This is a genomic window from Methanomicrobium sp. (assembly GCF_055145805.1).
In genome coordinates, this window is record NZ_JBSREC010000054.1 from 1 (window position 1) to 21120 (window position 21120).

Sequence of the window (21120 nt, forward strand, 5' to 3'; positions counted from 1 at the left end):
CGGATCATCGTGGTAAATCTTTGGAAGCTGCTCACGGGTGATCTTGTAAGAAGACAATAGCTCATCTACTTCTTCCACACTCATGATTTGATGGTCAGGTACCATAACATGACTTAATACAGAAAAATTGGTGCTCATCTTTAGCCCCTGTGTATAATTAAAATTTTGATCAGATGCATCACCGTCGAAAAAATACCAAAATACGCCACATTTTGGTCAGAATTTAGTGGCAAACGGGCCCAAGGGGATTTGAACCCCCGACCACCTGGTTAAAAGCCAAGCGCTCTGCCTAACTGAGCTATAGGCCCCCTCCTCGAGATCTATTCAGCATTATTACAACGTAGGAATAATACTTAAACATATCCATCAGTTAATATTACAAAATTGGGAAATTTTAAAAGCTACAATAACACGCGCAAATTTAAAATATAAACAATGAAATCCCCCGATTTGCTTACATTCCAAATATTTTACTTTTATGATCTAAAAATTAAAATATAAGTACTATTTGAATGATTTTTTTATCTGTTCAAGGCGTTCTTCCTGAAGCTTGATACTCATCTGCATACTTTTTATTGCAAGTGCAATGTTTTCTCCCATTTGAACTTCATCGTCATTTAAATTATATGTTGATTCAAGAATTCTAAACAAGCGTTTTGAAACATCCACACTCTTGCTAAGTCTTTCATATTCCTCAACAATCTGATCCTCTATACCCGCACCTATTGCTTCCTCAACATCATCATTAATATTTTGTCTGCGCTTTAAAATGTATTCAATAGCATCATAAAGCTGACGATGTGTTGTTGGCTTCATCACATAATCTTCAATATAAGTGCCATACTCCTGCGCCTCCTCAGGAGTAAGTTTTGCAGTCAGCATCATAACAGGAATATCTTTTGTTGCAGAATTGGATTTTATATTTTCAAGAGTCTCCCATCCATCCATGGGTTCCATCATAATATCTAAAAGAATGAGATCAGGAGTTATTTCCTTTAATTTTTCAAGGCATTCAGGTCCGCTGTAGCAGGCTACCGGGCTGTAACCTCCGCGTTCAAGCATAGCTACAAATACATCCACAATCATGGGACTGTCGTCAACAACCAGAATATTGTACATTTATAACTCCTCCGCTAACATATTGGAGATTTGGGTAATAACTTCTCTGATTTTAGATATATTAGCGGTATTAGTAATAATTGTGACGATAAGATTCTTTAGGCCCACACTTTTCACAAGAATTAAACCGTCTTTATTTTTTGTTTCCATCAAAATATAGTCAGGAGCACTTATGTGAAATGTACTGCATGCAGCTTCTGCAGACGCGAACATAGTTGCACCGGTAATTCCAAGAAACGGAGAAGGAGCCTGACTACTATCAGATTTTCCAATAATCTGACCTTCAGTAGAAACTATTGCACAGGCCAATACCCCTTCCATTAACATTATCTCAGAGACATAACCATTAATTTTAGTCATCAAAGGGCCAATTTCATTCATCTGCAAGGTACCTCTAAAAGCAATTAGTATTCTTTTTGTTCCTCATTGCATATTAATTTTGTAAAGCTTAATTGTTATTCCAATATGAAAGTTTGATAACGCATCGCATGAAAAATACCAAAAGGTATCAAAAATGCACAAGATGATGTATAATTAATCTATATCAAGACAGAAATGACGAAATTAATTCCAGCCACATATAAACCGACATGATTTTCGAATATTATATATAACTTTAAATTTGAATACGAAATAAGAATCCAATCTTATAAAATAGAGGTATGTATGGTTATTACTTATACTATTGCTTCAGGGAAAGGAGGAACCGGCAAGACCACTTTATCTGTTAATCTTGGCACAATGCTTGCTAAATATGGCAAGGAAACATACATCATGGATGCAGATATGGGCATGGCCAATCTGGGAATTATCCTTGGTCTGGAAAATGTGCCGGTTACACTACATGAAGTTCTTGCAGGTAAAGCACCGGTATCCGACGCGATTTATGAAGGTCCATGTGGTGTTAAAATAGTTCCAAGCGGAATATCCCTGCAGGGATTTCAGAACGCAGATCCGGAACGTCTGCGTGACGTAATGAAAGAGATCATTAACCAGTGCGATATTCTTATAATTGATGCCCCGGCAGGAATAAGCCGCGACGGAGTCATACCACTTGCAATAGCTGATGAAGTCATACTTGTTGTAAATCCCGAACTTTCATCAATGGTTGACGCATTAAAAACAAAAATCCTGACAGAGATGGTTGGAGGACATATAAAAGGTGCGATATTAAACCGTGCAACACTCGAAAAAACAGATGTTAGTGTTCAAAAAATTGAGGAAGTTTTGGGAGTAAAAGTTATTGGCCTTATACCTGATGATCCAAATGTACGAAGAGCAACAGCATACAGGACTCCTATTGTGGTGAAATACCCTGAATCTCCTGCATCAATTGAAATTAAAAAAATAGCAGCAAAACTGGCAGGTGTCGAATATAAAAACAAAAAGTATTTGGCAGGTTCTGATAAAAAGTTCCTTGATCGTCTTGCACGTTCTCTTATTAGGAGGGATAAATAAAAATGTATCAATTTGGGCCGGAATTTTTTATAATAATATTATTTGGTATTGTAATTATACTTCTACTGTTTTTGATCTACCTTCTGCAACGCAGGGTTAACCAGCTTTTAAATGAGGTTGATGATATAAGCAGTACAATGAATGTAACATGTAGCGAAATTGAAGAACTTACCAAAAACGTTCAGGAAATCAAAAAATTAAAGATATAATTACTTTTTTTCCGGTATTAAAAAAGGAAATTAAATAAGTGATCTGATCAAATAAAGTATAGTAGTTTTACTGGGGCCATAGGGTAGCCTGGACCATCCTAGGAGGCTGGGGGTCTTCTGACCCGCGTTCGAATCGCGGTGGCCCCATTTTTATCTTTTATTAGAAAAATATCATTTTGTTCCTGATTGTTTAAAATCATATAAATCTGACATGCATAAACTTAGGCATAATACGAATGAAAATAAGAAATGACTTACAAATGGATGAAATAACTGATGAACAAAGATTGAATCTTCGTCAAAAATAATCAAATTCAAATCACAAAAAATTATTAAAAGCTGATTAAAATGAAAATTACAGAAAAATGCTTTGAATGCCTTTTAACACGAATAGAATATGAATGCCGCCTTGTATGCAATGATGACGAAAAGATAAACGAAATAATAGATATATGTCAAAAAGAGCTGTCTGAATCAGTCTCCAGAGATTCTCCTTCACCGGAAATTTCAAGTAGAATTCACCGTATTGCCTGCGATATGGCAGGAAACCATGATCCTTACAAAGAGATAAAGAAAAAAACCAATGAAGAAGCAGAAGTGATTCTTAAAGAAGTTGAAGATGACCTTATTACTTTTAGGGACTGTGCTCTTGCATCAGTTATTGCAAATACTCTCGATTATGGTTCAAAAGAACACAAAGTTACAGAAGACTTCGTAACTTTTTTTTCTGATGAATTTAAAAAGGGACTTTCTGTTGATGATACATCCAAAATTGAAAAACTGTGTAAAAGGGTTGTATTCCTCTGCGACAACTGCGGCGAGATAGTATTTGACAGAAAACTGATTGAATATCTTAAGAAAAATAACAGTCATGTAACAGTTGTAGTAAAGTCAAAGCCAATAATAAACGATGCTACAATAGAAGATGCCATCTCCCTGGGTATTGAAAAAATTGCAGACAATCTTTATGAGAGCACTGATGGGATTTCAGAAGTAGGAATAAACCTCAATATGATACCCTCACATGTAAAAGATGCTATAGATTCGGCAACAATAATAATCTCAAAGGGAATGGCAAACTATGAATCATTAAGTGAATACAAAAAAACAGTAAAACTGCCCCCTGTAGCATTCTTAATGATGGTTAAATGTGAACCAATTGCAGATAATATAAAAATTCCAAAAGGTTCAAGAATCGCTCACCTGATTCAATAATCTTTTTTTAGAGATTTTTTGAATCATATATATCTATATAAAATCAAAACAATCATTTAAAACATGGTAGCGGAAGTGATTGCTATTGGGTGGATTCTGGTAGTTATAGGAGTTGTACTTCTTCTGCTTGAAGCTTTCAACCCCGGCTTTTTTATTGCAGTTCCTGGCACAACACTGATAATTATTGGCGCAATATCACTGTTATTTCCGGAAATATTCGGTTCCACATGGATTATTATAATCGGAATTGTAACTGCGCTTTTTTCTGCCGGCGCCACAGTATGGATTTACAGCAGAATAACTGCTGACAGTGGAATTCCCTTCACCATGAGCAGGGATTCAATTGTAGGAAAGAGCGGCATCGTCACAAAAACAATTGAACCCGAAAATATATCAGGAAAAGTTGCAATTGACAATGTCGAATGGAGTGCAAAAACACAAAGCGAAACAATTGCAAAGGGCAAAAAAGTTCGCGTTGTTGCATCCCAGGGAGTACATGTAATTGTGGAGGAAATTTAAAAATGGCATTTTTAGGACTAGATAATACAATAGTAACAGTAATTCTTGTTCTTGCAATTGTTCTAATTTTTGCAAGAGGTGTTGTAATTATTCAGCCTTATCAACAGGCACTGCAGATAAGACTTGGACAGTATATCGGGCGCTTAAATCCCGGTTTCAGATGGGTAATACCATTTATTACAGAAGTTAAAACTCTTGATCTAAGAACACAGGTTATGGATGTTCCCCGACAGGAAGTTATAACAAAGGATAACTCTCCGACCAATGTTGATGCAATAGTCTATGTAAGAATTGTTGATCCTGAAAAGTCATATTTTGAGGTTACAAATTACCGTATGGCAACTGTCGCACTTGCACAAACAAGTCTGAGAGGTATCATAGGTGATATGGAACTTGATGAAATTTTGTACAACAGGGAACTAATTAACAACAAATTAAGAGACATACTCGATCGTGAGACTGACCAGTGGGGTGTAAAAGTCGAACGTGTCGAGATTAAGGAAGTAGATCCTGTTGGTGCAGTTAAACAGGCCATGACTGAGCAGACTGCAGCAGAAAGAGAGAGACGTGCTGCAATATTAAGAGCAGACGGAGAGAAACGCTCTGCAATACTTACCGCAGAAGGAAAAAGACAATCAATGATTCTTGAGGCAGAGGGTGACAGGCAGAGCAAAATTTTACGTGCAGAGGGAGACAGAAAATCAAGTATACTTCAGTCACAGGGGGAGGCACAGGCATTAAGAATTCTCTCACTTGGTTCAAGACCACTTGATAAAAAAGCAATTACTGTATTGTCACTTAATGCTCTAAAGCAGATGGCAGATGGTCAGGCTACAAAAATTATCTTCCCGTTCGAGATCTCAAGCTTGATTAAACAGAGCGCCAGATTCCTTGGCGCTGAAGAGGAAGACCTTGCTGACACTACCTGGAAAGACTTTGATCTTGATGAAACAATTCTTGGAAAATCTCCTGCTGAAGATGACATTGCAGATGCTTCGGAGGCCTTAAAAGATATTGAAAAGAATATGCAAAACCTGGTAGATCCGACACTGCCTGTAGAAGATGCAGATAAAGACGAAATCCTAAACTAATTTTTTTTTTGAAATGACCATCAAAGATGAAATTTCAGAAACCGCAGATCCAAATAAATTCAGTTATTGAAAAATTCACATCCTTTTTTGAGAATTCTGAAATAAATTATGTACTACGTCTGTCCGAAAAAACTCTTGCTGGTTTTTTTAGTAAAGAAAATCCCCATTATGTCTTAAATAAAAATAAAGGACTTAAAAACATGCCGCATAAAAATCTTAAGGGGAAAATTGTTCTTATCCATTTTACAGGAAAGGAAGAAAAAAACAGATTCCGGCCCTTGTTCTGAGTGAAACAAAAGAGATCTAGATTGTAGCTTTTATTTCAGGCAGGGAAGAAAACAAAGACAATAATTTTTGCGTCCCACTTATACCTGGCAATAAAAATTTTGATGAAACCAGACTGAAAAGACCTTCATACATCTGTCTTGATAAAACAGCCTCGTTGCTTAAGGAAATAATATCAATGCAGCTTAGAGAAATTAACGGAATTTATAAAGAAGCAATTAATACAAAAATTGAGATTATCTTTTGTCTCTGATAAAAATTATTTTACGATTTTTTCCAATCCCACATTTTTACCGGAGGTTTACTTCTTTTTTTATACCACAGACAAATAAGGAACAATCAGAATCGATGCAACAACCAGTATCATAAACCAGCTTATCGCCGCAACTACATAATTTGCATAATTTTTTGAAATTTTTCTCTTTTCAAACAGTCTTTTCACACCTTCCTGCATTATATATCCCCCGTCCAGAGGTACAAAAGGCAGGGCATTGAAAGTTGCAACCGCAAAGTTAAGCCAGAACATCCAGAAAAAGATCTGCACTATCGCCCAGAAACCAACAAATGGAGTATCCCAAGCTATGTAATCAGGAGAATCAAAAGCCAATATTCCAAGACCCATACTGTCATCGTCAATTACCGCATTAATCGGAACATATACTAAAAGAAACGGACCAAAAGGACTTTTTATTACGTTATCAAATAAATTTTTTACTGAGGCTGAATCATAGTAAGAAACTCCCATAAAACCGGAATCTTTTGGATTTAAATTTTCAGGCCACGGTTCAAGAATTATTGTATAATCCTTAGAATTGCCGTCTTTTAAAGCAGTAAGGGTGATTTGATCTCCAGGTTTTGTCTGATCCAGTATCTCCGACACATCTGCACGTGAATCGATTTTCACTCCATCTATAGATGTAATTATTGAATTTGGAGGCAGTCCCGCATCATAAGCAGGATAATCCTGATATATTCCCTTAAGATAAGGAGCGTCTACAGGAGTCACAAAACTCATAAGAACTGCAAGAATTAAAAAACTCAGAATTGCCACAACAATATTGTTTGTAATACCTGCGCCAAACATCCTTATTTTGGAGATGGATTTTGCCTTTTCAACATCCTCCTCATCAGGTTCAACAAAAGCACCTATAGGAACAATAAAAAATAATAAACCCGTGCTTTTAACTCTCATCCCCTCAATGCGTGAAAGAATCCCGTGTCCCCCTTCATGAACTGCAAGAGTTAATATGAATGCAAAAAGAACTGCAAATGAAAGTGGAAGAAATTCATTAATCCCCGGAATTGCAAGGATGTTTTGAGGTTCATATATCCCGGTGGGAGGCGGAGGAGAAGCAATTGTTCTCTGAAGAGTGAATAGAAGCATCAGAGACATTAATACAGACACCACAATCACCATCAGGGCCCCGACTGTTCCATATAATTTGAAAAACCGAGAATATGGGATGAATTTATCAAAAAAACGAACATTATCTGTTTTAAGTGCAAGTATAGGCCCATAAAACATCACATGTTCTTCCCATAGATTATTAGATTTAATATAACCCACAATCAAAAAATAAAGTGCCACAAAAAATAGTATAATTAAAAGCCAGTCCATTTTATCTTATAACTATTGCCTGCACCTGTGATGAAATTTCCCAATGAGAATGAAAAAAAATATTAAAAATTATTTTAATCAAAATTCAAAAAGACTTCGCTGTTGAATTTTTCCAATTATATTTGAGATAGTTTTCCAGCTTTTTCTCCCTATATCGGGGCATTCCCCGTTATAAGTGATGTAACTCTCCAAAAATTTTATTGTCTTTGGATCAGACGGGTATCCGCTTCCAATATCACCGTATTCTTCTGAAATTTTTTTTATTGCCCTGTCCCTTGTTACCTTGGCAATTATTGATGCCGCACCTACAATTGGATACTTGTCATCTGCTTTATGTTCTGACACTATTGACACAGGATTTTTCAGATATTCTCTTACATGTATTCCATATCTGACCTCATTCACATCACAGGCATCCAGATATGCTAATTTTGGTGAAAGGTTATCAATTGCACGTGCATGTGCCTGTGCAACAATTGAATTCATGGAGTATGATAGTCTGTATTCATCAATTTTACGCGCCTTAATTACAACAGATGTAAACTTAAAACAGGATACAATCTCTTCATACATCAATTCCCGCTTAGCGGGTGTAAGAGTTTTGGAGTCTGCAAAACCCCTTTCTTCAAATTCGAACAAAGATGAACCAAGCACTCCTCCTATTACCATAGGACCAAGAACAGAACCCTTCCCGGCCTCATCTATTCCACAGATCACTTAAAAGTACTATTACATTTCATAAATTATATGTATAGTCATGCTTGAATGTGATTAAAATGTACATCATCATTATTGGTCTGGGAGGCATCGGAAGAAATCTTGCAGCTATTGCAGCTGAACATGGCGACAGCGTCGTGGTTATTGACAAAGATGAGTTTCGCTGTAACGAAATACTTGAACACTATGATGTTCTGGCAATAACCGGAAATTCAACAGACAGGTCAATACTTGAGGATGCAGGTATTGACAGAGCAGATGCTCTTATAACAACAACCAGTGACGATGCAGTAAACCTGATGACATGCTGGCTTGCAAAACGTTTTAAAGTCAAAAATCTTGTATCAATAGTAAATCAGATAGAACATTCTGAACTTTTCAAGGAAGTGGGAGTCAGAATTAGTGAAAATCCGGATGAACTTGTTTCAAACAGGCTGTATTACTGGTCTGAAAATCCTGACATGCAGCAGCTTGCAACAATTCCCGGAGGAACAATATTCGAGATAACAGTAGATGAAAACGCACCTTTTGTTGATCATGAGATAAAAGAACTGGATGTTAAGGATTTTGTCTTTATCGCCATAAAAAGAGTTGGAAAAGAAATAATTATTCCCAGTGGAACAATACGAATAAGACCTAATGATAGAATAATGGTATTTACAAAAAAAGAGGCTGAAGAAGATTGTTTAAAGATATTAAATAAACAGCTTAAAAATCCGAAATAATAATATTAAATCTGAATAAAAGGATTTATTCTTTGTTTTCAAAAAAAAAATTATTCAAAATATTTTTTTAGTCCTGATAGCTCTTTTAGAAGCTTTGGATTCATTTTTATTATCTCTTTTACAAGCGTAAGAGTTGAGAAATCCTTCATCACAATATTACTAACTGAAGTTAATATTGAATCAAGCTGCTTGTCAGAGAGTTTTACAAATATCTCCTTTATCTGATAATTTCTGGCAAGGGCTTTTCCCATTCTTGAAGAACGCCAGGTTGCATCATATTTCATAAGTGACTCTCTGCTGCAGTCGCCTGCTGTTATACATTCAGATGCAACCTGTCCTGCAAGACGCCCTGTATACATGGCATTGTAAATTCCGCCGCCTGTAATTGGATCACTTAAACGCGCTGCATCTCCAACGATTATTAGATTATCCGCAACCGTACATTCAAGGGGTTCGCATACAGAAACACCGCCGACAATAAGCTCAATAATCTTTCCTTCAGGGAAATTTTTTTCCACAAATTTATCAAGATAGTCCTTTGCCCTGTTGCCGTCCTTTGACTGAGTACCTGAGATACCTATACCTACATTTGCAGTTCTGTCCCCTTTGGGGAATATCCAGACATAACCTTCCGGTGAAACCTCACGGCCCACATAAAACACAGTTACACCCGCCTCAATGTCAATATCAGTCATAAGGTACTGCGCACAGGTTTCAAGCTCTCGTAATGGTACAGTTGTATCCACACCACAGTATCGCGCAAACTTTGATTCCACACCATCGGCTGCAATTACTACAGATGCCCTGACCTCTTTTAATTCACCGAAATATTCTATAACAGCTCCTTTGACAACGCCGTTTTCAAGGATTGCATCTACAGCACGGGTTTTTACGTAACATTCCGCACCTGCGCCTACTGCCTGCCAGATAAGATCCCTGTCGAAGAATTTCCTGTCAAGAACATAACCTACCTCATTGCCGGCCATCTCAGGACTTAAATAAAAACTGCTACCATCCGGAGAAACAAGCTTTGCGCCTTTAATCTTTTCTGATATCCATTTGGGATCGATCTTATCAAAAAATTCGCTTATGAGATCGTCACCTATTCCCTCTGCACATCGTACAGGAACACCAATTGCAGGCCTCTTTTCCACAATACAGACAGATAATCCTTTTTCTGCACAGGTTTTTGCAGCAAGTGCTCCCCCGGGCCCTCCGCCTATGATTAAAACATCATATTCAATCTTCATCTGAAACCTCCAGTGCACCAAGCGGACAAACTTTCACACAGATCTTACAGAGTTTGCAGTTTTCATTATCCACTGAAAGGTAAGCGTCAATGAGCTCAATCGCCCCTTCGGGACATACAGAAACACATGCACCGCAATATCCACATACCTCTCTACGAACTTTGATCATTCTCTATATATTCGGCTGATACGGGCTTTAACTTTTACTACTTAATAAAACGAAAAAAAAAATACTAAATACGCTTTTTTTATGCCCAAATGTAAAAAGCAATTCAGTCATATATTATTAGGAGTTAAGATCTACCAATCTTTAAGGGTGTTACTATGGAGTTAAAAGGCGGTCCCACGCAGGATGAAATAATGGCAATATCATTATTTAAGCTTGATTTAAAAGAAAATGATCTATTCGCCGACATTGGGTGCGGTACGGCCAGAATCTCCATAAAAGCTTCTGAAACCTGCAGGAGAGTCATAGCAATAGACAAAAGAGGAGAGGCAATAGATTTTGCAAAAAGAGAGATCAAAAAATCAGGACAAAATAATATAGAGCTTTTCCATGGTGAAGCATCTGATATCCTGAAAAATATTGATTTTCTTGACTGCGCATTCCTTGGCGGCTCTACAAACATTGAGGATATTCTTGATATTTTATCAAAGATTGTCCGCAGAAATATTGTTGTTAATGCTGTTCTTTTAGGAACCGTTGATAAAACAGTAAAAAAGATGAATGAACTTGGAATTTTTAAGGAAGTAATCCATATTCAGGTATCCCGCTCATATCCTCTTGTAGGCGATATTATGCTAAAACCAATAAACCCTGTTTATATTATAATAGGGAAGGTGAACGATAAATGCTAGTTGCAATAGGAATTGGTCCGGGTGACCCTGAGCTTCTCACCGTAAAAGCGGTTAGAATGATAAAAGACGCAGACGCGGTATTTGTCCCGGGAAATGTGGCAAAAGAGATAATCTCACCCTACAGGAAAGATGCAAAAGTTCTTTCATTCCCGATGACCGATGATGAAGATTATATCAAAGAATGCATGTATAAAAACGCGGATATTATCGCACCTGCAGCAAAAACAGGTCTTGCTGTATTCTGCATACTTGGAGATCCTAATTTTTATGGAACTTTTGGAAGGCTCTGCGAAATTATTGATAAAAAACACCCTTCGATTGAATACAGCTCAGTTCCGGGCATAAGTTCGATTACCGCATTTGCATCTGCTGCAGGAGTCAGTGTAAACGGCGGTATTTTTATCTCGGATGGCTCTGTCGAAGACTCAAGGATTCTTCTCAAAATAAAAGAACCTAAAAAGGCAGTTGAATCTCTCAAAACAGAAGGTTTTAAGAAATTTATCCTGGCAGAAAAAATGTACATGAAGGATCAGAAAATATACAGAGATGATGAAATTCCTGAAAAAAGTGCATATTTTAGTGTAATGTTCGCAAGGAAGTGAAAAAATGAAGAATGTATATATTGTAGGTGCAGGCTGTGGAGACCCCGAACTTATTACTGTCAAAGGTAAAAAACTGCTTGACAGGGCAGACGTTTTAATTTATGCAGGTTCTCTGGTAAACCCTGTTCTTGTAGAAGATTGTCCCGCAAAAGAAAAATATGACAGCTGGGGCATGAAGCTTGAAGAGATGACACAAATAATGGCTGATGCAGCAAAAAGCGGCAAAACTGTCGTAAGACTGCATTCAGGTGATCCATCTCTCTATGGCGCAATTATAGAGCAGGTTGCACTGCTTGAAAAAGAAGGAATCCACACTGAAAGAATACCCGGTGTTTCTTCAATGTTCGGTGCCGCCGCAGCTCTTGGGACCCAGCTTACTCTAAGAGGCGTTTCAGAGTCAGTGATAGTTACACGACCTGCCGGAACAACCTTAAAAACCGATCAGATAGCTGAGATGTCAAGACTGGGTCAGACTATGGTCATTTTTTTAGGAACAGAGCACATGGAAAGGATCTTTGAAACAGTGGAATGCCCTTCCGATACTCCCGCAGCAGTTGTATACAGGGCAACATGGCCTGATCAAAAAATAATCAGGGGAACAGTTTCTGATGTTGCAGAAAAGGCAAGAGAAGCAGGCATAGAAAAAACTGCCCTGATAATAATCGGAAATGTTGTTGATGCCGTTAATTCAGGATATGCAAACTCACACCTCTACGGATGAAAGACACTATTGTAATATCACTTGAAGCATTTAAGGAAGAATCCAAAAAAATAGCTGATGCTTTAAATGCAGATTATACCTGCTATAAGAAGGATATTTTCAAAGAAGTCTTTTACAATTATAAAAAAATTATTGCTGTTATGTCCGCCGGAATTGCAGTAAGGGGTTTCTCAAATCTTTTAAGGGACAAATGGACAGACCCCTGTGTTGTTGTCATAAGCCCGGACTTTAAATTTGCAATCCCGATACTTGGCGGTCATCACGGCGGAAACGATCTTGCCAAGGATCTTGAAATTCTGGGTATTAAACCTGTTATTACAACAGCAACTGAGACACAGAATAAGATGTCAGTAGAAGCAGTTGCAAAAAAAGAAGGACTTGATATTTTAAACAAAGACTCAACACGTATGGTTAATGCAGCAATTATTGAAGGAATTATACCACGTTATGCATTATCCGGACCTGCAATTGCAGTTATTTCGCCTTCTGTTTCAGTTCTCCTGAAAAAAGGAGAGTATATTATCGGCATAGGATGCAGAAGGGGAATTTTAAAAGATGAAGTTTTGGATGCATTACAAAAGTCCCTTGAACTTTCAGGCATTAAATCAGATGAAATTTTTGCCTATTCAACAACAAAACTAAAAGAAGATGAAGAAGGGCTTAAGGAAGCCATTAACAGCATAAACGGCAATCTTGTTTTTCTGGATGATGATACAATCAATTCAGAAATACCTCCGTCACCGTCCAGGGCATCGGATAAGATTGGTCTTTTAAGTGTGGCTGAATCCTCAGCTCTTGCATTATCAAAAAGAAAGGAGATTATAATGAAAAAACAGATATTCGGGAGAGTTACAGTTGCAATCGTCAGGTAAGGGGAAACTCTACATAGTAGGAACAGGTCCCGGGAACACATCATATTTGACCAAAAGGGCATTGGAAGCAGTTGAAGAATCTGAGTACATTATAGGTAATGATTTCTACCTAAATCTGATTAAGGACAATCTTGAAGGAAAAGAGGTTATCTGGAGTTCAATGGGAAAAGAAGTTGAAAGAGCCAGAAAATGCATTGAAATAGCAAAAGATCATGTAATTTCAATGGTCAGCGGCGGAGACCCGGGTGTTTACGGAATGGCAGGCATAGTTCTGGAAGTGCTTGAACATGACGGGACAGATATTGATTTTGAAGTCATCCCGGGAGTTACTGCAGCAACTGCCGCAGCTTCAAGGGTCGGATCGCCTCTTTCCGGCGATTTTATCACAATATCATTGTCCGATCTCCTGACCCCGATGGAAATAATTGAAAAAAGATTAAACCTTGCAACCCAGATTGGAATACCTGTTGTTTTATACAACCCTAAGAGCAGGGGGAGACCTGACAACCTTGCCATTGCCCTTTCAATAGCACTGAAATTCAAATCAACCGAAACACCTGTTGCGGTTGTTAAAAACGCCTGCCGTGATGGAGAAGAGATCAGATATTATTCTTTAAAAGAACTGTATGATAACGATACTTTTGTTGATATGCATTCAGTTATTATAATAGGTGGAGAGGAATCCCGTTTCATGCAGGTCGGAGAAAGAAAAGGCATTATTACACCGAGGGGTTATGAACGAAAATACGTATATTGATCCGGGAGCTGACACAAAGGAAGGCTATAAGATCTCCTCTACCAGCAGGGCTATTGCCCGTCAGGTTATTGGCGACAACTCTCCAGAGGACAGAATAAAACAGAGATGTGCAATATCTGTCGGGGATTTTATAATGGCAGACCTTATGGAATTCGTAAATGAACCGGTATCAGCTGGATTAAAAGCGCTTGAAAATAAAGCGACCATTATAACCGACATAAGAATGGTCCAGATGGGAATCCGAAAAAAAGAGCATGAAAGTGAGGTCATATGCGCTCTGGACTACGGTTCTGACATCTCCTTAGCAAAAGGTATTACAAGGAGTTCGGCCGGATTTCTTGCATTAAAAGAGAGACTGCAAGGATCAATTATAGTAATAGGAAATGCACCTTCAGCTCTTATTGCAATCTGTGAAATGATAGATGAAGGAATAAAACCGGGACTTGTAATAGGAAGTGCAGTTGGATTTGTAAATGCAAAAGAATCAAAAGAACTTCTCAGAACAAAAGATGTTCCTTCAATATCAAACAGAGGCACAAGAGGAGGGACACCTCCGGCGGTTGCGGCACTAAATGAAATAATCACAATGTACATTGAGAAAAAATCATCAAAAATATGATAAAAGATCCCGTAACAGGTTATGAATACCCCCCTGAATGGGAAGAAGCATGCAGGGATAAAGAAGGCCTCATACTTGCATGTCAGGGTCTTGGGATTCTTACCTCAAACGGTGAAGTATTAAAAAGAGGATTTACAACAGGAACAACTGCTGCTGCGGCATGCAAGGCCGCAGTCCTGTCATTAAAAAATCCTGTATCTAAAGTTAATATAAAACTTCCCTGCAGTCTTGTGTTTGAACTGGCAGCAGAAGGAAGAAATGGCACAGGGATGGCCAGAAAATATTCAGGAGATTATAAAAACGACATAACTTCAGAGGTTCTTTTCTGCGCAAAGGTAAAATTAAGAGATAATGGCATTGAAATTTTTGCAGGTACAGGTGTTGGAAGATTTGGAAGAGACACACCACGTTACAGGAAAGGAGAGCCGGCAATAAGTAAAACCGCAATGGAATGTATCCTGTCATCTGTAAAAGAAGCAGTCCTGGAATCAAAAATCAGCGGAGTGTATATTGAACTGACAATTCCTAAAGGAAAGGAGATTGGGATTCAAACCCTGAATCCAAAAGTAGGTGTCATTGGAGGCATCTCTATTCTTGGATCAACCGGACTGGTAGAACCCTGGGACGATCATCTGACAGAATCTACACTTGAAAGAATAAAGGATAAAGAAAAAGTTGTCCTTACAACCGGAAGAGTAGGTCTAAGATATTCGAGACTTCTTTTCCCCGATCATGAAGTAATCCTTGTCGGCAAATACATGCAGAAAGGAATCGATGCGGCATCAGAATCAAAAGAGGTCATACTCTGCGGTCTTCCTGCCCTGATTCTCAGATTCATAAACCCAGAGATCCTAAAAGGAACAGGATATAATACTGTTGAAGAGCTGAGCCAGTCACCGGATTGGCACAGAATAATATCGGATAACCTCTCCAATTACAAAAATAAAATGCCGGATTTGAGAGTTGTTTTAATCAATCGCAACGGAAAAATTACAGGTGATTCTAAATGAAGATCATTGGCTCAGGATGCGGACCGGGAATGCTGACTGAAGAGGCAATAACGGCTATAAATAGTGCAGATCTTATATATGGTTCAAAAAGGGCTATTGAACTATGCAAAAAATTCATAAAAAATGATTCAGAGGTTCATGAGATAACAGACTACAAAAGCCTCAAAAGCCTCCCTGAAGAAGCTGTGGTTCTTTCAACCGGTGATCCTATGCTTGCAGGTCTGGGCTATCTCAAAGGGGAGATAATATCAGGTATCTCATCATTACAGTATGCCTTTGCAAAAATCAAAATCCCGCTTACAAAAGCAGTTGTTGTAAATGCACATGGAAAGGATCATATCGCGGCAATAAAAAGAACACAAGAGGAGATAGAACGTGGATACACTGTTTTTTTGATTGCAGATCCTGATTTTGATATCAATATGCTCTGCAACACCCTCAACTGCAAAGAATCTTTTCTAAAAATATCTCTCTGCGAAAATCTCGGATATGAAAATGAAAGAATTGTTACATCTTCTGTATGCAATCCGCCAAATAGAAAAAGTGATCTTTTTGTATTGATTATTGGAAATTTTTAAAAAAACAAATTTATAAATTCTTTTTAAATTCAGTGCAGTCCGTTATTGTAATTTCTCTCATGCTCTCCTGGTTAAATTCAAAGACCCTTTCATGCACTCTTTTAATCATACCGCCCGTTGTTATGATCATCGAATTTTTGTCGTTTATTGATTTCAGAAGACATTTATCTATGACACCATAAGTAAAATCAAGTTCAATCTTCTCAATATCCGCCATCATTTTTGCCTTTGAACCCATAGCACCTATACCGTCTATCCCTAAAGATAAGATTAAAGGCTTTATCTCACCCTGATTCATCCTGTCAGCATCAACCAGATAAATTCCACCGCAATTTAAATTATCAGATTTCTTTTTTCCGGGACTGTTAACATACAAAAGGTGAATTAGATCCAAAATGGATTTGGGAAGATTTTGTGATTCCGGCATCCCTCTTTCAACAAGACCTTCATATAATTCCAAAAGAACAGGCATTGAAAGTTTTGCAGATTTCACAAGGGATTTATTATAGAATACCTCTCCCGAAGTCCCCTCAGCCAGAATTCCTCCGTCCTGAATAAGAATGACCCTGTCTGCCCAGGGGTATGCAAGTTCAACATCATGGGTTGAGATAATAATTGTTCTGCCGTCGATATGCATCTCATCTAAAAGTTCCATAATATCTTCCGAACCTGCCGGATCAAGTGCGCTTGTCGGTTCATCGAATACCAGAACATCAGGATTCATTGCGAGTATTCCCGCCATTGCCACTCTTTTTTTCTCCCCACCGCTGAGATGATGGGGAGGTCTTCTCTCAAATCCTCTAAGCCCGACATCAGAGAGTGCTTCCTCAACTACAGATTTTATTTCATCTTTTGAAAATCCGAGATTTACAGGACCAAAAGCCACATCCTGGAAGACAGTCGGTGCAATTATCTGTGTATCCGGATTCTGAAAGACAAAACCAATCCTTCTTCTTAATTCACGAAGATTATTCCGATCATACTTTACAGGTTTTCCTGAAAACAGAATTTCACCAGAATCCGGTTTTATCATCCCGTTAAGCATAAGAAGCAGCGTAGATTTTCCGGCTCCGTTTGGCCCGACAAGAGCAATTTTTTCACCTTTATTTATGCTAAAACTGATATTTTTCAAAGCATCCGGCCCGTTTGGATATTTATATCTGATATTTTTTATCTCAATTATCTGATTCATTAAAAAACAACTCCAAAAATAGTAAAACCGGATGTATATACTGCAATGGCCGATATTGCTAAAAGATAGATAAGAACAACAAAAAGCAGAGACAGGGACATTCTGACAGTTTCACCCGGCATTGCAAACTTACCGTCATAGCATCGCGAGTCCATAGCCTTAATGAGATTTTCTGCCGCATCCCATGTGTTGATAAAAAGGGCTCCTGCCATCATCCCGAAAGAGTTTATACCCTCTTTTATATTTCCATATCCAAGTCTCATCTTCTGTGCGTTAGATATCTGCACGGCCTGTTCGATAAGAACAAAAATAAACCTGTATATGAGCATTGAAAGATCAATAAATTCGACAGGAACCCGACACCTTGCTGCAAGTCCGAAAGTATCAGTAACAGGTGTTGTTAAGGATATAAAAAATAGCGAGCACATACCTGCAAATACACGCGAAAATATAAGAATTCCCTCATTTAAACTGCCATATGACACTGTTAATAAAAACCAGTCACTAAGCGGATAACTAAAAAGAATCTGCCCGCTGTTTCGCATAAAAATAATCACAATAACACTTAATACCGCAAATCCAAGTGGTATAAGGAGCAATTTCAGATAAAACCTGAAATCAATTCCTGCAAGAAATATCGTTGCAAAACTAATTGTAATTATTATAATTAAAGGAGCAACAATGCTCTGTGAAGAGACCGATATCAGAATACAGCCAAGTCCCAGAATAATTTTTATTAACGGGTGGAGATCCCTCAGCCGGTTTGTCTGAGCAATATCTTCCAGGAATTCATAGTACATTTAATGTTTAAAAAAATTAGTTTGGATTTTTCTTAAGTCTTCTTTCAGTATACCAGGATCCAAATACCCAGCCGATTAAAAGTCCGCCAAATACTGCCTGAAGCGCAAAAAGACAGGACTCAATCTCACCTGAAGGAGGTGTAAAAGTATAATCTGAGTTATCGATCCATTGTTCATAGCCCTGTGCTTCAAGCATCTCAGAGCCAAGACCATCAGAGCCGCCCCAGCCTTCTTCACCTGTTGCCTGTACAAGAGTATCTGTATACAAAAATACGCCAATAAAAATTATTATTGCAATGACTGTAATTATCTCAAATTTATATTTCATTCTTCTATTTCCCCCTGTACTTTTTTCATTTTTTCTTCGGAGAGAACTTTCAGCTTTATCAGAAGCTCCGGTTTTAGAATTATAATATACTTGAATATCACAACAAACACAAGTCCCTCAATAATTGCAAGAGGCAGCTGGGTCACTGCAAAAACACCAAGGAAAGCACCAAAAGATGCAACAAAACCACCTGCTGTTGCAGGGAATGCAAGTGCAAGCTCAAGTGACGTAACACAGTATGTTACAATATCACACAGAAATGCTGCGATAAATACACTTGCAAAGAAGTTGAAATTTATTTTGTCAAGACCTTTATAAGTATAATAACCCACAATCGGACCGATAATCGCCATTGACATAGCATTTGCTCCAAGTGTCGTAAGTCCGCCATGAGCAATAAAAAGAGCCTGGAACAGAAGTACTATAAAACCAAGAACAGCTGTAATCCACGGACCAAATGTGATCGCAGAGAGTGCAGTTCCCGTAGGATGTGAACAGCTTCCTGTAACAGACGGCAGTTTTAATGCTGAGAGTACAAAGATGAAACCACCCGCAACTCCGAGAAGCGGAAGGAGTTCACGATTTTCTTTAAGGACACTCTTCAGTTTATAAAAACCATATATCAGACACGGCAATGCCAGAATCCACCATATCTGCCACCACGGAGATGGCAGAAAACCTTCCATTATATGCATAAATCAAATCTCCATATAAAATTAATAATTAAAATTTGAAGTGCAGATTAATTACACTTTATCAAATTAATTTGAGATATTACTATTTAATTTTAGCCAATTGGATCATAATTAATTTACTTAATGCAATATTATCTTAAAATAGTAAAGAACATTATTTCAGAATTTAAAATCAAATACAACTTTGATTAATAATCAAAAATGAGGAATATTCCAATGATCCCAACAATAATTATAGCAGGAACACACAGCGGATGTGGCAAAACAACAATTGCAAGCGCTTTAATGTCAGCTCTATGTAAAAGAGGACTAATAGTTCAGCCCTTTAAAGTAGGGCCGGATTTTATAGATCCATCACACCATACAGCCATATGCAATAGAAATTCACGAAATCTTGACCCTTATATGATGGGAGAGGAAGGGGTTTTGGAAACATTTTCAAATGCCTCCATCGGCGCAGATATTGCCGTTGTAGAAGGTGTTATGGGAATGTATGACGGCCTTGAAGGAACTGACACAGGAAGCACAGCTCATGTTTCAAAAATACTAAAAGCACCTGTAATACTGGTAATTGACTCAAAGGGATCATCAAGAAGTGTCAATGCTATTGCAAAAGGATTTGCCTGTTTTGATACGGACATAAATGTTGCAGGAATTATCTTCAACCGAATCGGGAGTGAAAGACATTCTGATATGATAAAATCATCTCTTGAATTTTCCGCACTTGGATGGATACCAAATCAGAAAGAAAAATCTGTGGAAAGCCGCCATCTCGGATTAAAAATGGCCCATGAAACAAGTTCAATGGCAGAGTTCACAGAAATAATGGAAGAAAACTCAGATATTGATGCCATTATTGAAATATCAAAACAAACAGCAGAAATACAACAGGACTTTTCACATAATAAAAGAGACTCCGGCTCCATAAAAGAAAAAGTCAGAATAGGGGTTGCCTTTGATGAGGCTTTTAATTTTTATTACCAGGATAATCTTGACAGATTGAAAAAATACGGCGCTAAACTGGTTTTTTTTAGTCCTATGACCGACAGGCTGCCTGATGTGGATGCTATTTATTTTGGCGGAGGATATCCTGAGCTTCACATGCAAAAACTTGCTGCCTCAAAGTGCAGAGATGAAATCAAAAAAGCCGCAGATAATGAAATGATAATATATGCAGAATGCGGTGGTCTGACATACCTTTGCGAAAGTCTGACATATGATAATAAGACATCAAAAATGTGTGGAGTAATTCCTGCAGATGCAATTAAAATGGACCGTTTTCAGGCACTTGGTTACGTATCTGCCAAATGCATTACTAACAAAAGTATTCTCCCCCTAAACATGTCCTACAGAGGACATGAATTTCATTATACAAAATTAAACTGCGTAAATGATGTAAAATTTGCATTAGAACTATCCAGAGGAAAAGGCATTGAAAATAACTACGACGGATTATATGTAAAAAATGTCTTAGCAGGATACACACATGCATATTTTACAGATAAATTTGCTGAAAATTTCGTCTCAAAGACAAAAATGAATAAAAATGACTTATTACCTGATGATTAAGTAATTTTATTTATTAAACCTGTGAAAAGAATAAAGAAGCAATGATCTCAAACAGAATACTTGAAGACAGAGATACTTTTTCCCTTCTGATACAGTTAACAGATGTAGCCTCGGCTGCACATGACAGGGGAGACTATGAAACAAGAGATCAGGCACTTGAGGAAATAAAAGAGATCAGAAAGCAGATTACAGGTCAGATTACAGAGAGTTCTAAAAAAAACGAATGAATTAATGAATTTAAAGTTCAAATGTTCCATACATCCCCCCGCCTCCGGGATGAAGAATAACTTTTTCTTCCCTGAAATTTTTTATT

The 21120-nt window shown here is 37.7% G+C and carries 27 protein-coding genes and 2 tRNA genes; 17 read left to right on the forward strand and 12 right to left on the reverse strand.

The features are described from left to right. The 4 genes from ACTB1O_RS04390 to ACTB1O_RS04405 all read right to left on the reverse strand — a co-directional run. Positions 1-138 (reverse strand): DNA-directed RNA polymerase subunit RpoH/Rpb5 C-terminal domain-containing protein (locus ACTB1O_RS04390; protein ID WP_462993951.1); only part of this gene is annotated, 138 nt, incomplete at its 3' end. Between the two features lie 96 nt (positions 139-234). Continuing rightward, positions 235-308, reverse strand: a tRNA-Lys gene (locus ACTB1O_RS04395). A 196-nt stretch (positions 309-504) separates the two neighbouring features. Next, positions 505-1119, reverse strand: a complete 615-nt coding sequence (locus tag ACTB1O_RS04400) for a response regulator (RefSeq protein ID WP_462993926.1) — start codon at positions 1117-1119, stop codon at positions 505-507. Beyond that, a complete protein-coding gene (locus tag ACTB1O_RS04405) occupies positions 1120-1500 on the reverse strand; it encodes a roadblock/LC7 domain-containing protein (protein ID WP_462993927.1) in 381 nt (126 codons plus the stop codon). Between the two features lie 285 nt (positions 1501-1785). On the opposite strand from ACTB1O_RS04405, the gene minD reads away from it, so the two are divergent. The 6 genes from minD (at position 1786) to ACTB1O_RS04435 (ending at position 5611) form a co-directional block, all read left to right on the forward strand. Beyond that, the gene (minD, locus tag ACTB1O_RS04410) at positions 1786-2577 is read left to right on the forward strand and encodes a cell division ATPase MinD (protein ID WP_462993928.1); all 792 of its coding nucleotides are present in this window, start codon (positions 1786-1788) and stop codon (positions 2575-2577) included. A 2-nt stretch (positions 2578-2579) separates the two neighbouring features. Next, the gene (locus tag ACTB1O_RS04415; RefSeq protein ID WP_462993929.1) at positions 2580-2786 is read left to right on the forward strand and encodes a hypothetical protein; all 207 of its coding nucleotides are present in this window, start codon (positions 2580-2582) and stop codon (positions 2784-2786) included. A 72-nt stretch (positions 2787-2858) separates the two neighbouring features. Continuing rightward, positions 2859-2933 (forward strand) — tRNA-Pro (locus ACTB1O_RS04420). 201 nt (positions 2934-3134) lie between these two features. Then, positions 3135-4001, forward strand: a complete 867-nt coding sequence (locus ACTB1O_RS04425) for a damage-control phosphatase ARMT1 family protein (RefSeq protein ID WP_462993930.1) — start codon at positions 3135-3137, stop codon at positions 3999-4001. A 63-nt stretch (positions 4002-4064) separates the two neighbouring features. Continuing rightward, on the forward strand, positions 4065-4520 hold the full coding sequence (locus tag ACTB1O_RS04430) for an NfeD family protein (RefSeq protein ID WP_462993931.1): 456 nt from the start codon (positions 4065-4067) through the stop codon (positions 4518-4520). A gap of 2 nt (positions 4521-4522) precedes the next feature. Beyond that, positions 4523-5611 (forward strand): SPFH domain-containing protein, encoded by a 1089-nt coding sequence (locus ACTB1O_RS04435; RefSeq protein ID WP_462993932.1) that lies wholly within the window; start codon positions 4523-4525, stop codon positions 5609-5611. 598 nt (positions 5612-6209) lie between these two features. Here the strand turns inward: ACTB1O_RS04435 and ACTB1O_RS04440 are convergent. Next, positions 6210-7313 carry a M50 family metallopeptidase gene (locus ACTB1O_RS04440; RefSeq protein WP_462993933.1) on the reverse strand — a complete coding sequence of 368 codons (1104 nt, stop codon included), beginning with the start codon at positions 7311-7313 and terminating at the stop codon, positions 6210-6212. Between the two features lie 279 nt (positions 7314-7592). Further along, positions 7593-8231: a ribonuclease HII gene (gene rnhB / locus ACTB1O_RS04445; RefSeq protein WP_462993934.1), complete on the reverse strand. Its 639-nt coding sequence runs from the start codon at positions 8229-8231 to the stop codon at positions 7593-7595. Between the two features lie 59 nt (positions 8232-8290). Between rnhB and ACTB1O_RS04450 the strand changes: the two genes are divergently transcribed. Continuing rightward, a complete protein-coding gene (locus tag ACTB1O_RS04450; protein WP_462993935.1) occupies positions 8291-8956 on the forward strand; it encodes a potassium channel family protein in 666 nt (221 codons plus the stop codon). 50 nt (positions 8957-9006) lie between these two features. Here ACTB1O_RS04450 and ACTB1O_RS04455 read toward each other — a convergent pair whose 3' ends face one another. Both ACTB1O_RS04455 and ACTB1O_RS04460 read right to left on the reverse strand, forming a co-directional pair. Then, complete coding sequence (locus ACTB1O_RS04455; RefSeq protein WP_462993936.1) at positions 9007-10206, reverse strand: NAD(P)/FAD-dependent oxidoreductase; 1200 nt, start codon at positions 10204-10206, stop codon at positions 9007-9009. Beyond that, positions 10196-10375 (reverse strand): 4Fe-4S binding protein, encoded by a 180-nt coding sequence (locus ACTB1O_RS04460; protein ID WP_462993937.1) that lies wholly within the window; start codon positions 10373-10375, stop codon positions 10196-10198. Before ACTB1O_RS04460 ends, ACTB1O_RS04455 begins: the two co-directional genes overlap by 11 nt. Before the next feature lie 155 nt (positions 10376-10530). Here ACTB1O_RS04460 and ACTB1O_RS04465 point away from each other — a divergent pair, with 155 nt between their 5' ends. Genes ACTB1O_RS04465 through ACTB1O_RS04500 form a run of 8 tightly spaced genes read left to right on the forward strand, consistent with a single transcriptional unit; the run spans position 10531 to position 16223 of the window. Further along, a complete protein-coding gene (locus ACTB1O_RS04465; RefSeq protein ID WP_462993938.1) occupies positions 10531-11064 on the forward strand; it encodes a bifunctional cobalt-precorrin-7 (C(5))-methyltransferase/cobalt-precorrin-6B (C(15))-methyltransferase in 534 nt (177 codons plus the stop codon). After that, positions 11058-11666 (forward strand): cobalt-factor II C(20)-methyltransferase, encoded by a 609-nt coding sequence (locus ACTB1O_RS04470; RefSeq protein WP_462993939.1) that lies wholly within the window; start codon positions 11058-11060, stop codon positions 11664-11666. Before ACTB1O_RS04465 ends, ACTB1O_RS04470 begins: the two co-directional genes overlap by 7 nt. 4 nt (positions 11667-11670) lie before the next feature. Further along, positions 11671-12387: a precorrin-4 C(11)-methyltransferase gene (cobM, locus tag ACTB1O_RS04475; RefSeq protein WP_462993940.1), complete on the forward strand. Its 717-nt coding sequence runs from the start codon at positions 11671-11673 to the stop codon at positions 12385-12387. Beyond that, the gene (cbiG, locus tag ACTB1O_RS04480) at positions 12384-13259 is read left to right on the forward strand and encodes a cobalt-precorrin 5A hydrolase (protein WP_462993941.1); all 876 of its coding nucleotides are present in this window, start codon (positions 12384-12386) and stop codon (positions 13257-13259) included. The genes cobM and cbiG overlap by 4 nt, the downstream gene beginning before the upstream one ends. Next, positions 13243-14016 carry a precorrin-3B C(17)-methyltransferase gene (gene cobJ, locus ACTB1O_RS04485; protein ID WP_462993942.1) on the forward strand — a complete coding sequence of 258 codons (774 nt, stop codon included), beginning with the start codon at positions 13243-13245 and terminating at the stop codon, positions 14014-14016. The genes cbiG and cobJ overlap by 17 nt, the downstream gene beginning before the upstream one ends. Then, complete coding sequence (locus ACTB1O_RS04490) at positions 13994-14635, forward strand: precorrin-8X methylmutase (protein WP_462993943.1); 642 nt, start codon at positions 13994-13996, stop codon at positions 14633-14635. Before cobJ ends, ACTB1O_RS04490 begins: the two co-directional genes overlap by 23 nt. Beyond that, a complete protein-coding gene (locus ACTB1O_RS04495) occupies positions 14632-15645 on the forward strand; it encodes a cobalt-precorrin-5B (C(1))-methyltransferase (protein WP_462993944.1) in 1014 nt (337 codons plus the stop codon). Before ACTB1O_RS04490 ends, ACTB1O_RS04495 begins: the two co-directional genes overlap by 4 nt. A 56-nt stretch (positions 15646-15701) precedes the next feature. Next, positions 15702-16223, forward strand: coding sequence for a cobalt-precorrin-7 (C(5))-methyltransferase (locus ACTB1O_RS04500; protein WP_462993952.1), 522 nt, complete (start codon positions 15702-15704; stop codon positions 16221-16223). A gap of 10 nt (positions 16224-16233) precedes the next feature. Here the strand turns inward: ACTB1O_RS04500 and ACTB1O_RS04505 are convergent, their stop codons facing one another. Genes ACTB1O_RS04505 through ACTB1O_RS04520 form a run of 4 tightly spaced genes read right to left on the reverse strand, consistent with a single transcriptional unit; the run spans position 16234 to position 19238 of the window. Beyond that, on the reverse strand, positions 16234-17415 hold the full coding sequence (locus ACTB1O_RS04505; protein ID WP_462993945.1) for an energy-coupling factor ABC transporter ATP-binding protein: 1182 nt from the start codon (positions 17413-17415) through the stop codon (positions 16234-16236). After that, complete coding sequence (gene cbiQ / locus ACTB1O_RS04510) at positions 17415-18215, reverse strand: cobalt ECF transporter T component CbiQ (protein ID WP_462993946.1); 801 nt, start codon at positions 18213-18215, stop codon at positions 17415-17417. Before cbiQ ends, ACTB1O_RS04505 begins: the two co-directional genes overlap by 1 nt. 16 nt (positions 18216-18231) lie before the next feature. Next, the gene (locus ACTB1O_RS04515) at positions 18232-18543 is read right to left on the reverse strand and encodes an energy-coupling factor ABC transporter substrate-binding protein (RefSeq protein WP_462993947.1); all 312 of its coding nucleotides are present in this window, start codon (positions 18541-18543) and stop codon (positions 18232-18234) included. After that, positions 18540-19238 (reverse strand): energy-coupling factor ABC transporter permease, encoded by a 699-nt coding sequence (locus ACTB1O_RS04520; RefSeq protein WP_462993948.1) that lies wholly within the window; start codon positions 19236-19238, stop codon positions 18540-18542. Before ACTB1O_RS04520 ends, ACTB1O_RS04515 begins: the two co-directional genes overlap by 4 nt. 216 nt (positions 19239-19454) lie before the next feature. Here ACTB1O_RS04520 and ACTB1O_RS04525 point away from each other — a divergent pair, with 216 nt between their 5' ends. Together ACTB1O_RS04525 and ACTB1O_RS04530 are read left to right on the forward strand one after the other, a co-directional pair. Continuing rightward, on the forward strand, positions 19455-20807 hold the full coding sequence (locus tag ACTB1O_RS04525; protein WP_462993949.1) for a cobyrinate a,c-diamide synthase: 1353 nt from the start codon (positions 19455-19457) through the stop codon (positions 20805-20807). A gap of 41 nt (positions 20808-20848) precedes the next feature. Then, positions 20849-21034: a hypothetical protein gene (locus tag ACTB1O_RS04530; protein WP_462993950.1), complete on the forward strand. Its 186-nt coding sequence runs from the start codon at positions 20849-20851 to the stop codon at positions 21032-21034. Positions 21035-21120: the final 86 nt, after the last annotated feature.

Coding starts and splice junctions, on each gene's coding strand:
- ACTB1O_RS04520 (WP_462993948.1), bottom strand. CDS start 19,238: ATGCATATAATGGAAGGTTTTCTGCCATCTCCGTGGTGGCAGATATGG.
- ACTB1O_RS04405 (WP_462993927.1), bottom strand. CDS start 1,500: ATGAATGAAATTGGCCCTTTGATGACTAAAATTAATGGTTATGTCTCT.
- ACTB1O_RS04460 (WP_462993937.1), bottom strand. CDS start 10,375: ATGATCAAAGTTCGTAGAGAGGTATGTGGATATTGCGGTGCATGTGTT.
- cobM (WP_462993940.1), top strand. CDS start 11,671: ATGAAGAATGTATATATTGTAGGTGCAGGCTGTGGAGACCCCGAACTT.
- ACTB1O_RS04525 (WP_462993949.1), top strand. CDS start 19,455: ATGATCCCAACAATAATTATAGCAGGAACACACAGCGGATGTGGCAAA.
- ACTB1O_RS04465 (WP_462993938.1), top strand. CDS start 10,531: ATGGAGTTAAAAGGCGGTCCCACGCAGGATGAAATAATGGCAATATCA.
- ACTB1O_RS04495 (WP_462993944.1), top strand. CDS start 14,632: ATGATAAAAGATCCCGTAACAGGTTATGAATACCCCCCTGAATGGGAA.
- ACTB1O_RS04490 (WP_462993943.1), top strand. CDS start 13,994: ATGAACGAAAATACGTATATTGATCCGGGAGCTGACACAAAGGAAGGC.
- ACTB1O_RS04415 (WP_462993929.1), top strand. CDS start 2,580: ATGTATCAATTTGGGCCGGAATTTTTTATAATAATATTATTTGGTATT.
- ACTB1O_RS04435 (WP_462993932.1), top strand. CDS start 4,523: ATGGCATTTTTAGGACTAGATAATACAATAGTAACAGTAATTCTTGTT.
- minD (WP_462993928.1), top strand. CDS start 1,786: ATGGTTATTACTTATACTATTGCTTCAGGGAAAGGAGGAACCGGCAAG.
- ACTB1O_RS04515 (WP_462993947.1), bottom strand. CDS start 18,543: ATGAAATATAAATTTGAGATAATTACAGTCATTGCAATAATAATTTTT.
- cbiG (WP_462993941.1), top strand. CDS start 12,384: ATGAAAGACACTATTGTAATATCACTTGAAGCATTTAAGGAAGAATCC.
- cbiQ (WP_462993946.1), bottom strand. CDS start 18,215: ATGTACTATGAATTCCTGGAAGATATTGCTCAGACAAACCGGCTGAGG.
- ACTB1O_RS04530 (WP_462993950.1), top strand. CDS start 20,849: ATGATCTCAAACAGAATACTTGAAGACAGAGATACTTTTTCCCTTCTG.
- ACTB1O_RS04505 (WP_462993945.1), bottom strand. CDS start 17,415: ATGAATCAGATAATTGAGATAAAAAATATCAGATATAAATATCCAAAC.
- ACTB1O_RS04470 (WP_462993939.1), top strand. CDS start 11,058: ATGCTAGTTGCAATAGGAATTGGTCCGGGTGACCCTGAGCTTCTCACC.
- ACTB1O_RS04425 (WP_462993930.1), top strand. CDS start 3,135: ATGAAAATTACAGAAAAATGCTTTGAATGCCTTTTAACACGAATAGAA.
- ACTB1O_RS04430 (WP_462993931.1), top strand. CDS start 4,065: ATGGTAGCGGAAGTGATTGCTATTGGGTGGATTCTGGTAGTTATAGGA.
- ACTB1O_RS04450 (WP_462993935.1), top strand. CDS start 8,291: ATGTACATCATCATTATTGGTCTGGGAGGCATCGGAAGAAATCTTGCA.
- ACTB1O_RS04440 (WP_462993933.1), bottom strand. CDS start 7,313: ATGGTGATTGTGGTGTCTGTATTAATGTCTCTGATGCTTCTATTCACT.
- ACTB1O_RS04400 (WP_462993926.1), bottom strand. CDS start 1,119: ATGTACAATATTCTGGTTGTTGACGACAGTCCCATGATTGTGGATGTA.
- ACTB1O_RS04455 (WP_462993936.1), bottom strand. CDS start 10,206: ATGAAGATTGAATATGATGTTTTAATCATAGGCGGAGGGCCCGGGGGA.